The sequence below is a fragment of the Photobacterium sp. GB-36 genome (assembly GCF_003026135.1).
Lineage (GTDB): Bacteria > Pseudomonadota > Gammaproteobacteria > Enterobacterales > Vibrionaceae > Photobacterium.
The window spans coordinates 1-16,046 of sequence record NZ_PYNY01000020.1 but is presented as its reverse complement, the minus strand read 5'-3'; the positions used below and the strand labels follow the sequence as shown (position 1 = coordinate 16,046).

The 16,046-nt window shown below is 37.6% G+C and carries 14 protein-coding genes; 5 read left to right on the top strand and 9 right to left on the bottom strand.

Features of this window, described 5'->3' with window-relative positions; genetic code table 11:
- Positions 1-225: 225 nt before the first annotated feature.
- Together C9J46_RS15895 and C9J46_RS15890 are read left to right on the top strand one after the other, a co-directional pair.
- On the top strand, positions 226-486 hold the full coding sequence (locus C9J46_RS15895; protein ID WP_107291194.1) for a helix-turn-helix domain-containing protein: 261 nt from the start codon (positions 226-228) through the stop codon (positions 484-486).
- Between the two features lie 2 nt (positions 487-488).
- A complete protein-coding gene (locus C9J46_RS15890; RefSeq protein ID WP_107291193.1) occupies positions 489-1,787 on the top strand; it encodes a type II toxin-antitoxin system HipA family toxin in 1,299 nt (432 codons plus the stop codon).
- Between the two features lie 123 nt (positions 1,788-1,910).
- Here the strand turns inward: C9J46_RS15890 and C9J46_RS15885 are convergent, their stop codons facing one another.
- Complete coding sequence (locus tag C9J46_RS15885) at positions 1,911-3,002, bottom strand: alkene reductase (protein ID WP_107291192.1); 1,092 nt, start codon at positions 3,000-3,002, stop codon at positions 1,911-1,913.
- Positions 3,003-3,012: 10 nt separating this feature from the next.
- Complete coding sequence (locus C9J46_RS15880) at positions 3,013-3,642, bottom strand: GrxB family glutaredoxin (protein WP_107291191.1); 630 nt, start codon at positions 3,640-3,642, stop codon at positions 3,013-3,015.
- Between the two features lie 126 nt (positions 3,643-3,768).
- Between C9J46_RS15880 and C9J46_RS15875 the strand changes: the two genes are divergently transcribed.
- The 3 genes from C9J46_RS15875 (at position 3,769) to C9J46_RS15870 (ending at position 5,663) form a co-directional block, all read left to right on the top strand.
- Complete coding sequence (locus tag C9J46_RS15875; RefSeq protein WP_107291190.1) at positions 3,769-4,731, top strand: LysR family transcriptional regulator; 963 nt, start codon at positions 3,769-3,771, stop codon at positions 4,729-4,731.
- Positions 4,732-4,829: 98 nt separating this feature from the next.
- Positions 4,830-4,961, top strand: coding sequence for a hypothetical protein (locus C9J46_RS21880; RefSeq protein ID WP_255419030.1), 132 nt, complete (start codon positions 4,830-4,832; stop codon positions 4,959-4,961).
- A gap of 90 nt (positions 4,962-5,051) precedes the next feature.
- Positions 5,052-5,663, top strand: a complete 612-nt coding sequence (locus C9J46_RS15870; protein WP_107291189.1) for a hypothetical protein — start codon at positions 5,052-5,054, stop codon at positions 5,661-5,663.
- A gap of 74 nt (positions 5,664-5,737) precedes the next feature.
- On the opposite strand, the gene C9J46_RS15865 is transcribed toward C9J46_RS15870, so the two are convergent.
- The 7 genes from C9J46_RS15865 to wecB all read right to left on the bottom strand — a co-directional run bounded on the left by C9J46_RS15865 (position 5,738) and on the right by wecB (position 15,882).
- Positions 5,738-6,406 (bottom strand): RES family NAD+ phosphorylase, encoded by a 669-nt coding sequence (locus tag C9J46_RS15865; RefSeq protein ID WP_158259616.1) that lies wholly within the window; start codon positions 6,404-6,406, stop codon positions 5,738-5,740.
- Positions 6,407-6,415: 9 nt separating this feature from the next.
- The gene (locus C9J46_RS15860) at positions 6,416-7,183 is read right to left on the bottom strand and encodes a hypothetical protein (RefSeq protein WP_146144665.1); all 768 of its coding nucleotides are present in this window, start codon (positions 7,181-7,183) and stop codon (positions 6,416-6,418) included.
- A gap of 706 nt (positions 7,184-7,889) precedes the next feature.
- Complete coding sequence (locus C9J46_RS21680) at positions 7,890-8,030, bottom strand: hypothetical protein (protein ID WP_173425626.1); 141 nt, start codon at positions 8,028-8,030, stop codon at positions 7,890-7,892.
- Positions 8,031-8,760: 730 nt separating this feature from the next.
- Complete coding sequence (locus tag C9J46_RS15850) at positions 8,761-9,684, bottom strand: DUF4434 domain-containing protein (RefSeq protein ID WP_107247412.1); 924 nt, start codon at positions 9,682-9,684, stop codon at positions 8,761-8,763.
- The gene (locus C9J46_RS15845; RefSeq protein WP_158259615.1) at positions 9,606-12,593 is read right to left on the bottom strand and encodes a hypothetical protein; all 2,988 of its coding nucleotides are present in this window, start codon (positions 12,591-12,593) and stop codon (positions 9,606-9,608) included. Before C9J46_RS15845 ends, C9J46_RS15850 begins: the two co-directional genes overlap by 79 nt.
- Positions 12,594-12,619: 26 nt before the next feature.
- Entirely contained in the window at positions 12,620-14,818 is a 2,199-nt protein-coding gene (locus tag C9J46_RS15840) for a glycosyl transferase family protein (protein ID WP_107247414.1), read from the bottom strand.
- Positions 14,819-14,820: 2 nt separating this feature from the next.
- A complete protein-coding gene (wecB, locus tag C9J46_RS15835) occupies positions 14,821-15,882 on the bottom strand; it encodes a non-hydrolyzing UDP-N-acetylglucosamine 2-epimerase (protein ID WP_107207127.1) in 1,062 nt (353 codons plus the stop codon).
- Positions 15,883-16,046: the final 164 nt, after the last annotated feature.

Genomic DNA, 16,046 nt, shown 5'->3' with positions numbered 1-16,046 from the left:
TAACTACAAATAATACAGTATTCAGTTTCCATCCCTAATCTATTCATATACTTGCCGATCTACAAGTGGGTGGGAAAAATGCTTCCACAACGGAATGGGTATCAACGTATTATCCGCTACAGGGGATAACACAATAATATCCTTTATAGCGGATAAATTGAAAATATCCGCTATAAGGGATATACTTTAAATATCCTTTATAGCGGATAATTTAAAGTGGGAACCATGCAAATCACATCAGCTAAAATGCTCGCCAATGCAGTGCGAGATCAACGTAAAGCCCAAAGCAGAACCCAAAGTGATACAGCTAAACTGGTCGGTATTAAACAAACCACCGTATCTGCGTTCGAAAATAACCCAGAAAGTACCAAGCTAGAAACGCTTTTTAAATTACTCGCCGCATTAGATCTAGAGCTGCATGTTCAACCGCGTAACACAAACAGCGAACAACACACCACGGAACAGAAATGGAATGAGGAGTGGTAAACATGGATGTGTTAACGGTTGCAATGAATGGGATCTTAGTCGGCAGCTTAACCAAAGCAAACTCTGGTGCTATATCGTTTCAATATGATCCAACATGGTTATCACGAGCAGGAGCCCGTGCGATCTCACTCTCTATGCCGTTACGCCACGATGCTTATCATGGTGATATTCCTTACAATTTCTTCGATAACTTATTGCCTGATAACGAAGAAATTCGTAGTCGTATTCAATCCCGCTTTCAAGCGGCTACCAAACGCCCCTTTGATCTACTAAGTAAAATAGGCGGCGATTGTGTTGGTGCTATTCAGCTTTATTCAGCACAACATAGCCTACAGGATGTCAGGCAAATACAGGCTGAGCCATTAACCGAATCTCGAATGGCACAGGTATTACGGGGTTACCAAAGCGATGCGCCACTCGGCATGCTAGATGATATGGACGACTTTCGTATATCTATAGCCGGCGCACAGGAAAAAACGGGCTTGTTATGGTATCAAAATCAGTGGCATTTACCGTTAGGTTCGACCCCAACCAGCCATATTCTAAAGTTACCAATCGGGATCTTACCGCACAAAAACATAGACTTAAGCGATAGCTGTGAAAACGAATGGTTATGTTTAAAAATCGCGGCAGCATTTGGCTTTGAAGTGAACGATGCCAGCATCATCTATGTTGAAGATGTAAAAGCATTAGCGTTAACGCGCTTTGATCGTCGATGGTCACAAGACGGCAGTTGGTTAATGCGTTTACCCCAAGAAGACATGTGCCAAGCGTTAGGTGTTGCGCCGGCATTAAAATATGAATCGGACGGTGGGCCAAACATTGCCAGTATCATGCAATTTCTATTAGGTTCACGAACATCAACCCAAGATCGAGAAGTGTTTTTCAAAGCACAGATCTTGTTTTGGTTGTTAGCAGCCATTGATGGACACGGTAAAAACTTTAGCTTATTTCTAGAACCTGAAAGCCGTTACAGCATGACACCGCTATACGACATTATTTCTGCTTATCCTTTAATGGATTCAAACAGCATACCGAAACAGAAAGCCAAAATGGCAATGGCATTAACGGGCACCAAGAAATATTACAAATGGCAAACCATTCAGCCTCGGCATTTTTTAAGTACAGCTAAAGCGGTTGGATTTTCGACCCAACGTGCCAATGAATTAATGCTCGAAATGAAAAACCAAGCACCAAGTGCGATAGAAAAAGTCCGACAGCAATTGCCCAACGATTTTCCTACTGATATTAGTGAATCGATATTTAACGGGGTATTAAAGCAAGCAGGGCGATTGGCATAAAGCCAAGTTATACGTATAAAAAAGGCATGAGCAAACAACCCATGCCTTAAATATGCTTGCTTTAAATACTCTTGCTTTAAATACTCGGGCCTTAATACTTATGCCTTCAGAATTAGGGCTTAATTAGCCAATAGTAGGATAGTCGGTATAACCGTGATCATTACCGCCAAATAGCGTCGCACCATCCAGTTCTGCTAAAGGTTGTTGGTGCTGTAGACGTGAGACAAAATCAGGATTAGCCACAAACGGACGACCAAACGCCACCAAATCTGCATAGCCTTTATTAAGCACTTCATCCGCACGCGCTTGTGTGTAACTGCCAGCAACAATGATCGTATTAGTGAAATACTCACGCAGATCAATTCTAAATTGTTCTGGGATCACTGGCGCATCATCCCAATCCGCTTCTGATAAATGCAGGTAACCAATGTCACGGGCTTGAAGTTGTTTTGCCGCCTCTAAAATAGTCGGGACAATATCAGGGCAATTCATATCTTTAAAAGTGATAAAGGGCGCAAGTCGAACACCCACTTTATTAGCACCAATGCTATTACTAACAGCATCAACAACTTCTAGTAAAAAGCGAATACGGTTTTCTCTCGTGACACCGTAACTATCTGTACGATGATTAGAGTTAGTACGCAAGAACTGATCGATAAGATAGCCATTACCGCCGTGAATTTCGACACCATCAAAACCTGCATCAATGGCGCGTTTTGCAGCATAAGCAAAATCTGCGATAACCCGATCAATATCTGCTTGTGTCATTGCTCTTGGTTCAACACAATCGACCATTTTGCCATTGCCTTGTTCATCTGCAATCCACACCTTGGTTTCAACAGGTTTAAGTGCCGATGGCGCAATCGGCTTCTCTCCATTTTGGAATACAGGGTGAGACACACGACCTACATGCCATAGCTGACAAAACATCGCCGCGCCGTTCTTATGTACCGCTTGTGTTACCGAATTCCAACCCGATACTTGCTCATCGGTATAAACACCAGGCGTAAACGAATAGCCTTGCGAATCATCAGAAATCTGCGTCGCTTCAGAGATAATTAATCCAGCACTGGCACGTTGTTGGTAATAACTCGCCATCATCGCGTTTGGAACATTACCCGGCTGGCTACTACGCGCACGTGTCATCGGTGCCATAACAATACGGTTTTGTAGATTCAATTCGTTAAGCTGTGTTGATTCAAAAAGCTTGCTCATTATCGACACCTTATTTAAGAAGTGGTACGTGGGTTTTAACGCTGACTGATTCCATCCAATCTTTTACTGTGTTGTCCCACTTGATCTCTGCCGCACTAAAGAACCCACGTAAAATAGAGAACATAATCGCACCATCAATCAAACGAACAGGTTGGTTAGTCTCTAACTTCAAAATCGTTTTTGCTTGCTTAATAAGAGACTCAACGTCATTGGCGATAATCGCGGTATCTTGCAATAACGCATCAAAATTTAACTCGTCTGATTCTTTCTTGGCTCGCCAAGCTTGTCGGGCAGAAACTGTTTCAAATTCAGGTAACGCCATGTTTGACCAACGTGGATAGCCGATTTTTTGTAATGGAAGAAACGCGTTTTTTTGCCAATCAAACACAGCCTTAGAAATCTCAATTGTCTCGCTAGACTGCGCTAACTCAATGAAATACTGAATAATATCTAAGCTTTCTGCTAAGGCTTCGCCATCATCTTTAATCAAAAGAGGCACTTGCTTAGTACCGATGAGCGCATTCGTGGTTTTGTCATCATCATAAGCAATACAAGTTACCGTCAGTGGGATATTCAACATTCCAGCCACATAACGGACGCGAGCACTAAAAGGGCAATGTTCATAAATATAAAGCTTCATCGTTATTTCCTATTTAGCCATTTTTGTTTTGATGGCGTCAGTATATTCATTGGATAGAATTTGATAATTGGGGTAAATTTAAAAAGATTATTCGGCTGAGCTGAACAATAAACAAAAGGAGAGGGCATGGATAAGTTTTCTGATATGACGTTATTTATCAGTATCGTTAAAAATCAAGGCATGGCCGCAGCAGGCAGAGAGTTGGGGTTATCTCCCGCAACGGTGACAGCAAGGCTGCAAGCATTAGAAGATCGCTACGGTGTTAAGCTGCTTAATCGCAGTACTAGGCATATCTCTTTAACCGAATCTGGTGCGCTGTACCATCAAGCCTGTTTAGAGATCATCGATAGCGTAAAAGAGACAGAAAACTTACTTCAAACCGGTAGCCAAGAAGTACGAGGGACGCTAAAGATCTCGGCGCCACGAGACATAGGCAAACAATACATCTCACCCGTCATATCGGCATTTTGCGAACGATACCCAGACGTTGTGCCGTACTTGTATTTAGACGATAAGCTAACCAACTTAGCAGAATCGGGGATTGATATTGTGATCCGTTACGGTGAACTGGCAGACAGTAACCTTATCTCTCGCAAACTGGCAGCCAGCAGGCGAGTGTTATGTGCAACGCCTGAGTACTTAGCAAACAAAGGCACACCCGTTACACCACAAGATCTCGCCGATCACCATTGTTTAGCCATGATCCGCAGTAATGAAGAACTGAAAACATGGCACTTTACAGACGACAACCAACAAACAGTAATAACCCTAGTACCGAAACGCTTTTCAGATGATGGCGAAGTGATCCGCCAATGGGCATTAGATGGAGCAGGCATAGCGTTAAAGTCGATATTAGATATTCAGCACGACATACAAGAGCAAAGATTAGTGACAGTACTTGATGGGTACATGAAGAACTTCAACGCATCGACATCTTCAGCCAGTGCCGACTTAAACGTGATTTACCAAAGCCGCCAGTATCAACCTAAACGGCTTCGATTGTTTATTGAGTTCTTGTTGGAGCAATTTGGTGAAATATCGCAAAGTGGGATTAAGGAAAACCAATACCACCCGAGTGTAAAAGGCTAATTAGAATCCATAAAGGTCTTGAAAAAGCCAGTATTAAAAATAGTTGGGAAGGTTGGAGGTTTAAAAATGGTTATCTTGTAAATGAATAAGGAATAAGAATGTCACCACAACAAATTTTGACTGGTTACGCTCTATTAGAGATTGAAGCCGATCATAATAGAAGAACACAACGTGAGATCATCAAAGTTGCTAGATTGCTCAGGAACATGCCAAAAAATCAACTTAGTTAAATATGACTGTATAACGATTAAATACTGATTTAATTGGAAAATATTTATAAATAAAATATTATGTAACTCTTTATTCATGAGAGAAGCTCTATGTCTATTGAAGAAGTTTTAACCTACATATTTACAGCTTTAGGCTCTGGATTCGTGGCTGCCTTAATTGTTTACTATAAAGCAAGCTTTAAAAAAAGTGCTGAAATAGATGTAATTTCAGCCAATATTGAAGAAATTATAAAACAACAAGAAAAACTAACAGCAGCAACAGAACAGGTTAAAGTAGATATAGAGCATCAAATTTGGAAAAAACAAGAATCTGAACAATTAATTAGACAGATGATTGAGGAATACTACACCTGCATAGACAAAATACTGCACTATATGATTGATGAATATCATAGTGCATTAATTGATCTTGTTGAAAGACCAGAAAATCCAGAAATAAGAGCGTCATTAATCTCGACTTTATATATACCTGAAATACAGGATAAGCATGATGAATTGATAGAAGTTATAAATGAATTCTATAGATTCATGCAGGAAGTATATAGAAATAAAAAATTCAATGACGGAAAAGTTCCATCAGATGAATTTTATGAAGGAGTAAAAAAACTAGACGAGTTTGCTGATAAAGCAAAACCAATAATTATCGAAATTAAAAGCATACTTACACACAAAATAAATACTCTTATTGAAATAGATAACTAGTACTAATGTAATTTAACTTTCACCCCGTATTACTACACGGGGTCAATAAAAATGATTATTTATAAAGTATTAAATTATTGCCTTTCAACTACAAAACCTAAACGTTCAGCAAAAGCATCTATTTCAACTAAAAATCTTTCTGAGTTGAGTAAACCGATGCTTTCGCCAAAATCAATATCTAATTTGTCAGTTGGGAATATTACGTAACATTCATGCTCAGAATTTCTACTACGATATCTTATGCCGTCATAACCTTTAGCATATATTAAATGCGCCCAACCAAAGCAAACTTCGTAGTTTGGAGTGCTGAAAATTTGAATGTCTAATCCTAACTGAGTTCTAGTTTTTTGACTTGTCATATCAACAAGAATTAAGTCAGTACCATCAGGAATTACAATTTCAGTCATTCTACGATTTTTCAATAAATTATATTCAATAAAATCGTTTTTGCTCATATGTATATTTCTGAATATTGACTCACTTAGAGCCCCTTCAAGTGTAGCTGCAATGTAACATCCACCAAAGGCTATGAAGTTATAATCTTTCAATTCATCAGGAAGCGTATTCGACACATATCCATTAAACCTTCCACCATCTGCTTCATCGTAGAACAACCAACCGTAGTTAGCATTATGGCTACGGTATAGTGCTTTGTTTGTTGGTAATACGAATGTATCAATTTTTTGATGAGGAAATGATTCAAACAAATGAACTGAAGGATAGTTAATTTCAAAATTTTGCACTTCTACCACCTAGTTAGCAACATACTGTCGAGCAAGCTTGGAAATCTTTGGTTCATTGCCTGGGTGCGTTTTTAAATATTCAATTGGGGTTTTATTACCTATTAACTCAAATTTAGAGTGAAAAAATTGAACAATAGTCCATTGATTATCAAAACCTATAGCATCAATAACTGAAGGTATACAAGAATATGGTTCATTATTCTCATCTAATTGCCATAAGGGGAAGTAATTCCCGTTTTTACCACTTACAGCTAAAATTTTATGTTCACGTCTTAGTCTATTGATATTCTGTCTTGTACAACTTAAATAATTGCCAAATTCAGAGCTTTGAACCATTTGTTTGAGGTACTCATTTTTTATCTTATTTATAGTTTCTATAGACTTACTTTGATGTTCATATAGCTTTAATTTTTCTTCTAATTCTTTAACTTTCTCCTCTAATATCTTTATTTTTATATCTTTTTTAGTTTCTGACAAGCTACCTTTATAGGTAGGATTCAATGGCTCCTCCAATACTGGCATATGAAAATGCATGCATTTGGAAATAATAATCCGTTGATTTACTCTTTCTGGATTTTCCACATTGCAGTCTATACTTACTCTTGGTTGTCTACGGACATCTTTTTTAGTCTCTGACAAGTAAAGTTTATAGGCAGGATTCTCTGGAATCTCCAACAATGGAATAAAAAAAGAAGGTATATTTTCAACTCTTTCTGAATTTTCTAGTTTGCGGCCTTTATCTAGACTACTAAGAGCTTTTTTTTCTATAGAAGACATAAGTTCTCCAAAATTACGCTGTAATTTTTGTTTAGACCTTTTAAACTTTACACCCTTTACACTTCTTGTCAAATTTCAATACCCTTAAATACATATGTATAAAGTGTTCAACTTTTAAGTACTTTTAGATTATAACTAAACAAATAAAGAGCGGCTTAGCAGGAAAGGAGGTGTTTGAAATTTATTTTAGAGGGGTTCCGCTTTGCGGGTAATAGACTAGCCGAAAATTCAAATATAAGTTAGTTAGCCGCATAGCTTTAGTGAATAGTAGAACTAACCATCTACATTCTCATCAACCAATTCAACTTGATTTGGAACCAGCCAAAGGATTGAGAAAAACACAATAAACACCACTAAAGTTGTTAAAAACAAATTTTGGACATGGCTATTAATCAATGAGTATAAAAATGAAGAAAAGAATGTCAGTGTTAATCCAGTAATTTTTCTACGACGGTTTGATACCATAAGTGCCGAACATTTCACGCAGCGATATTGAGTTGTGTATTTGCTACAGAACAAATAACTAAGGGAAATAGGAGAGTGACAGTTAGGACATTGATGCTTAGCCATAAAGATTCCTAGGTGTTGTGTGTCATGTAATCGAACGTAAACTTTACCAAGTTAGCTCATCTATTTATAAACATTTACACAAAGCAAGGTTAATGCTGGCGACCATCTCACATAATGATGAATCGCCATGTATCGATTAAAACTTGTTTTCACTGTTGTATTTGTTAGTGATTTTGAAGTCATTAAGGTCTAAGTCTTCTAAGAACTCAAAACCGTGATGCTCATGGTAATACCAAGCAGCAAAGCCAATGATCGCGAGTACAATTAATTTTTTCATACAATCCTTTGTTTTGTTAACGGTTTAACCAACAACGGCAATCCATGCCGTGTATCCAAGGAAAATAATATACAAAACAATAACGCTGTGATTGCAGTATCAAATGGCCAATCTGTGTATTAAGCAAATGAATAACACTGAAACAGATTCAAATACCAATACAAGTTGTGATGATCGTTATGGTTAAGACGAGAAGCGTGATAATGATTTCGAATACAGCAACGTGATAAACTTTGGCGATTGAGATGGTTGAGATTCAAATCGTTGAAATTTAAACACCAATAACAGCATGATTTAAGTTCGTCTAAGAACATCTGTGATTTGAATCTTTAAAGCGAAGATATGATGAGCGTTAAACACGCCATTTCAAATAGGTTCAGACTAAACATAGCCGTTTTTAAGGCAAATACCATTACTTTGGGAACTATACCTTTGGTGCGTATTATGTACCTTATGTTAAATAGGGTATCTAGCTTATTATCGGTCATAGAAACTAAACTAAAGTGTCACATGTATTACTCTACTCTGCTGATTTATTGATAGTTTTAGTTTGTTACAGGGTCATTTAACAGTATTGCGTATTTACCATAAAATAGGTAATTACCATTAATAATTCTTGTTCTGCGAACGCTATGCATTCTTGAACAAGGATTATTTGGAATTACCAAAAAAGAACAGCCTCAAACGCTATTAGAGTTTGAGGCTGCTTTAATGTTACTTGATACTTAACTTACTTTTCGCCAACCAATTTCAATGGATTGGAATTGCTCGGTAAGTAACGTAACGAAAACATAGCGTCTGGATGGCATGTTTTTTCGTTCAAAATGCTGTCGAATTTTTCTTTACTCACACGATCGGCTTTGAAACTTTTAGCCGCTTTATCTTGCACGAAGATTTCGCGGATAATGCCGACATTACAGCCTAAGTCATCTAAGTAAGCATGGCGTTCATCTGTCGATAATGCTTGTGTTCCCGCACCATCTTGTACATAAACAATTAAACCTAAGTTGGTAAGTTGATCTGTCCATTGTTTTATCTGGCTTTGAGTTAATTGGCCTGATAAGTAAAGACTGATCATTAATGGCTCATCATACCGTTTTACTTGCTGCTTTAGGATTTGTGCCAGTTGCTCTCTTTGTGCCGGTGTTTTGAAATCGTAATCTGATAACTCTAACGGCAAATATAAACCTTGTACTTTGTTTGAGTGTATTCTTAACCAAGTTTTCCACTGCATGTATGATTTATGCAGTTTGTTAAAGTACTCTGTTAAATACACTTTTTGCTCAGTAGCATTGGTATGTATCTCACGGAAATAATTAGGATCGGAATATAATCCGACCCATAATTTTATATTATCATCTTGCAATGCTTCCATACGCTGCGCTAACCAGCCGTGAGACTCTCCAAAGGTTTGATTGCCGTATTGTGTCCATTGAATGACGATGTTTTTTATACCTATACCCCTGATTTCTCTACCAAACTCTTTCCATTGTTGTTGTGAGATATCACGATCTTGATTAAGCGGTTGATAGAAAATACTAAGATTTTGACTATCTGCCTTTTGCTGACAGCTAGTTAAAAAGATAAGGAAAAACGCAGTAAGACAGCATCGTCTGATTTGTTTCCCTGTGAACTTTGTAGTGTATGTTGCCATTCAAGACCTACTTCTGAATCTACGTCTAAGCCATTGTATTTGGTGTAATGTGAATTCCAGTTCCAACTTGCTCCTAAACCTGCCACAGTAGATGTGTTGTCACTGTCGTCGGCCCATTGTATAAATGTGTATGGCGTAAGTCTTTGTTGGTAATCATTTTTCATCTTGAATGTTTGACCAATTTCGTAACGACCAAACAAAATATAGTCATTTGTATTATCTAGATATAATAGTCCGTCAGCATAAACGCTCTGATATAACCAATGATTGAGATCAGGCTTCCATGCTTTTGACCATTTATCGTTTGAAAGTACGTTTGAACTAACACGTACATAAGGTCGTAATTTATGGTCATCGCCTATTACTTGTTGGCGAACACCGGCTTTTAAATAAGTATCATGGCTTGCTATGGGTTGGACTTGATACGATAAATCCAAGTCAGTGGTATTGTCTGATGATGTATTAGCAAATCCCCCATTACTTAATGCTGCAATAGAAAATGCACTGCGTGGGAGCCACGGATGTTCAAAATAGTATTTAGCATCACTGTATAAGAAGTAGTTTCCTGCTCGACTAGATACCCCTGGCATTGCTTGTTGTTGATCAGTCCCAATCCAACCCGCGATATTATATTTCCAGCCTAAATTGATGTTTTTATGTGAGCTTTGTAAGTAATTAATCAGTTTCTTGTTTGGTGCTGGGCTAGTTAGCTCCTGATCAATAGCGGCTTTATATAGCTGTGATGAAAGTGCTGTATCACCGTTTTTATTTGCGATATCTGCATATTCTGCAGTCATATTGACATCTTTTTTATATTTCAGATGTTGATATGCATTTGCAAACGCCTGCTGCGCTAACTCAGGGTCTTTTTGATAAGTTTGGTAACCTAATAGCGCACTCGCGTTACCGGTTTTGTCGCTTTCAAACAATTTTTTTGCTAATTCGGTATCGTTATTTTCTGCTATGTATTTAGCAAGATCTTTGATTAATTCCGATGACTGGGTGTGATCTATCCCTTGCTCTATACGTGATATTACAGTGGCTTTATCATCTATTTTTTTAGCAATATCAATGCCTAGCTGCCACCACTGTTCATTCTGTTTATCAAAGTTTGATTCTAACCAACGCTGGTTTGCACGCTTTGTTTGCCCGACTTCATTCAACGTTTCTATATATAAATAACGTGAGTATGACGCTAGCTTTTTAAGATCTGACGCATTACGCACAGCTTTATGCCAGTATGTTTCACTCACCTTATACGCTTTTGCTTTAGCGAACCACTGCGCTAAAACTAATGATTGTTGCGCTGTCGGAGAGGTTTTTATTGTTGCCTGATACTGCTCTGCTGCTTTCAATGGATCACTGTTAACCACACAATATGCGATCGCTTGGTTTAAATAGTCATTATTTGTTACTAAGCCATCAATCATCTTACATTGATGCTGTAACTGCCAAACCTTGGGTGACATTGTCACTTTGTATCTATTTGCATCCGCGATGATTTGCGGGGTAAACAAGGTAATATTACGTTGAGCAATATCTAAGATGTTATTAACAATTTTACGATCGGCCAATAGCTTTTGTTTATGTGTTTGTAAGCCGTATTTAATCATTGATGCTGCGAGTTTATCCCCATTGGAAGATTGTAACGCATTAAACACCGCATGAACTAAATCGGAGTTATGGTGATCATTTTTGTAAATCTGAAAAGATACTCTGGCTGCTTTACCGTATTGTTTTACTTTTGAATAGGCATACGCAAGTTCTCTGCCAAATGACTCCTGATGATCGTTATCTTTTAATAAATTGATTATCTTCGACCATGCGCGTTGATTCTTGTAGTGCGTTAATAGCACGCTTGTTTTCAATTTCTTTGCACTACTCTGCTTAAAGTCAATTTGTTCTAGTTGGCCATACAACCCTAATTTATCATCAAGTTCGATCCACATTGTTGAGTCTTTCTGCGGATCACATTGCTTCAATTTCATTTTGGCCTGTGTGATATTATCTTCCGATATACTATTCATTGTTTGTTTCAAACAAGGCGTCATTTCGGCAAATTCATTAATGACTTGTTCGTCTAATGAATTTAAGTAATCTCGTTGTTTAATAAACACATCAGAAAGCGCATTATTGTCATATAAGCGATTTAGTTCTTTTCGTGCTTTTTTATATTGGTATGTCGCCAATAAATGTTCAATATATTGGTTGTAAAACTCTTGCTGATCAGGAAGTGAAACAAGTTTAGACGCATAAGTCAGCGCCTTTATCTCATTACCATTCATTAATGTAGTAAGAGCAAGATATTTTAAATCCGTCTGATTACTCGAGTGTGATTGATAAATTGAATCAAGTATTGGTTGTGCTTCAACATACTTCTTGTCTGAATATAAATGATAAGCTTCATAGCGAAGCGTTATTAACGACTTATATTTATCTGGCTTATTATATGACCATTGTAATGCTTTGGTTGAGCCATACTGTTTATCTATATTGTACAGATTATTAGCAAAGAAACTCTGCATTTGTGTTGCTGTTAGTGTGTCAGCAATTTTTTTCAATTGTTCCTGCGTGTAAAACTTGCCATTTTTTGCGTTATTCAACCAGACATTGAGAACCTCATTACCCCTCTCATTCTTTGGTATTTTGGTTAAATATTTTAATTGCGTTTCAATCGGCTTACCGGCACTTACAGCTAACTGATAAGCGAATTTTAAAAAAGGAACATGGTTCGGAACAATAATGAGTGCGTGATCCACTTCTTTCAATGCTGCATTGTATTGTTTGTTTTTTTGTTCCTGATACGCCTTATCAATATACGGATAAGTGCGAAAATGCTCTGAATCTGTAAGATGCGCATAAATATTAGCTGACGCATTTACATTAACACTTATAAATGCACAAGCCATAGCGATTGATGTTCTTTTGAAGTTATTCATAAGTACTGTTTGCATTCATTAATAAGTTGATTAACATTCATTTGCTGTGAAGCTTGAAGCTCCAATGCTTTGTCTATGGCTTCTTTTGTCACGTAATGGTGCTGTATTAAAAATGCACCAAAACTTTGCTCATATTCTTTTTCATAAGCAAGGATAGCCTGATTCAGCACCGCTGACTCTATTTGTTTACTCATTAATAAACACTGACCTAGTTGACTCTGTGTTGCAAAGTACTGATCAATCAGAGTGTTGTAAGCCTCTTGAGAAAGATTTTTCTTACCAACGGTTTCTTCAATCACTTTATGGGGATTAATCTCTTTTTGCTCTAAATACCAGTAGCGTAAACCTAATGTCACAGCACCATTAGTCGTAATCACTGATTTTACAGGGCACTTTAATCGTCTTTTTATCGTTGCTAACGCTACAGGGCTTAATGGCATTTCTTTACCTAGCACGAGCATTTCACCATCTTTTCGTAGTGGCAGTACCGAGTACTTCAATGCCAGTTTTTTAGGTAACAATTCAATAAGTGCTGGATCTAAATCAAAGGGATCACAGTGTTCAAATTCTGATTCAAATTGCTCAGCAATTGCTTTACTTAAATCGTCATTGCTCACAATACCTTGCTCAACTAAGTACGAGCCGAGTAAACGGTCTTTCGGCATATTAATTAATACACTATTCAGCATTTCTTCCGTTATTTTATTGTTTTCTTTTAAGATCTCTCCAATTGGCTTTTTCCGTATTTCATCTTGAATGCTTGGAAAATCATGGGTAGTTTTATCCCAAGCAACACGCCTTGCATCACCTTGTTGAATAACTTGTGTAATAGCACGAACGTTAGCAGCAAAGTTAATAACAGTGCCCCAACATAAACGTAGTAGTGATAGCACGCCTTCTAAATAACCATAGTATTGGCTTACAAAGAAAAAACGTTGGAATAAGCGGTTAATAAACAATAAGGTATTAATCACTAAAAGAATATGAGTTGTCTTATCGTTAGCAATTATAGATAGGAAATGGAAGCCATCTTTCACAAAGTAGGAATAGATTGTTAGTCCCACTAATTGTAAAAAGATAAGCATAGATAGAAAGCCTATCGTATTGTTAATAAAACCTCTTCTGTCACGCCATAAAAAGTAATTTAACTTCCAATCGCTCGTCCATTTGGTATTTTTAAAACCTTGGAAAACGATACCAATAATCCAGCGGCTTTTTTGACGGACTGCTGTACTAAATGTTGTAGGGAAATATTCACGCACACAGACAACGTTACCGTCATGCAGGGATACCCCAATTGAGTCTTCTTTGAGTGTTGATTGGTCTTTATCAATAATAGGGAAACGTACAAAGATTTCGTTCATTCCCCATTGCTTCAGCCGTAAACCAATATCGTAGTCTTCCGTTAATGATTGAACATCAAATGGTAAACCATCACCTGCCACTAATAGTTTTAAAATCGCTTTACGGCTAAAACATGTCCCCACACCAGCACTAGGTACTTGTCCTGCTATCGCTTCTCGAACAACAACATCTTTACCATGTAATTCAGCAAATTCATCAGCGTAGTGGCCCGGTGTCATTTGATACCATTTACGGGTATAAGGATAAACAGGCAACTGAATCAGATCTTTTTCAGGCAATAAGTAGTTGTAAAGGCGCAGTTCCATTGGTGAAACAATGTCTTCTGAATCATGGAGAATAAAACCTGAAAATTCGATTTTTGCTTTTTTCTCAAACTCTATAATTGATGAAATAATATTGTTTAAGCAATCTGCTTTACTGGTTGGCCCTGGGCGAGCACACACCACTTTATGTACGTTAGGAAAACGTGCACAAACACGATCAACATCAGCTTGTGTTTCAGGGTCGTTAGGATAAGTACCAACAAAAATTTGATAGTTTTCATAATCTAAGCGAGATGCTGCCAGCTCAGCCATTTTATCGATTACGCCAAACTCTTGCCATGCTGGTACCATGATCGCTAATGGCTGCTCTTCTTTTTGATAAAGATCATTTACATTTTTACGTGAAAATCTTTTATAAACGGTGCCCTTTCGCCAAAAATGGCGTATCCAGTAGTAGAGATCGATGAACAAGTCATCGATACCACAAATACATAAAATCACCATGGTCACGAACAGTACAACGCGTAAGCCATATAAGTAGTAGAGAAAATAATCGAACATATCCATGATTAGAACTCGTGCACTCGCTTACAAATAAGGGCTGATGCATCGCCTTTACCGTATGGGTTTAGACAATCTTCAGATTTCCCTTGCAGCAACAGTGTCAACGCTGCATCGACAATACGATTACTATCATCGGCTCCCGCTAATATAGATAATCCTAAATTTAGCGCTTCTGGGCGCTCTGTCGTTTCTCGTAAAATTACAACTGGTGTTCCATAAGTCGGTGCTTCTTCTTGGATACCACCAGAGTCTGTCATAGTCAGCACAGAGGAAGCGAGAGTCTGCTGCAAGGCCAAATAGTCCAGCGGCTCGACAATTGATAGGTTTTCCACCCCATTTAAATTATCCATCACAGCTTGCTTAACTGTTGGATTTGGATGCACCGCCAAAACAAAGCGCAACTCAGGCTTTAAGTTAATAAGTTTCTTAATTGCTTCGCTAATGGTAGGAATAGACAGCCAATTTTCACGACGATGAGCAGTAACAAGTACTGTATTAGTCGCTTCAAGGTTAATGATACCTTTGTCTAATAATAATTTTTGCGCATCAATTGCTGTATTACCTGTCACTATCACAGATTCAGGTTTTATACCTTCTGCAAGTAGTGCTTCCTTTGCCATTTCTGTTGGAGAAAAATGCAAATTTGCAATACGAGCGACTAAGGTTCGATTCGATTCTTCTGGAAAAGGATGTTGCAAGTTACCTGAACGCAAACCAGCTTCAACATGGCCAATGCAGGGTATTTGAGCATAAAACGCAGCCATAGCACCGGCTAATGTAGAGCTTGTATCACCATGAACGAGGACACAGTCGTATTCGTTCTTTTGTAATACCGATTGAATATTTACCATTAAACCAGAGACTAAATCCGTTAATGTATTTCCTTCTGGACGTTGAAAGAAATAATCTGGTTTGATCTCAAAAACTCGAAAAGTTTGCTCTGCAAGCGTGTCATGTTGCCCTGTATGGCACCATTCAACCCACTTTTTTTGTTTTTTAAATTCAGCATATACTGGTGCCATTTTTATTATTTCTGGTCTAGTCCCTGTAATAATAAGTGTTTTCATAGATATTTACTCAAACTATTTATAACTCAAAACCCATCTGAAATTTTAATATTAAATATTAATATAAAACTCCCCTATAATATCCAAAAAGCTATTAACCAATGATTGTTAATATTTATTAATGAATATGTAGTAAAAATAAATAAAATTAATGACTTTTACGT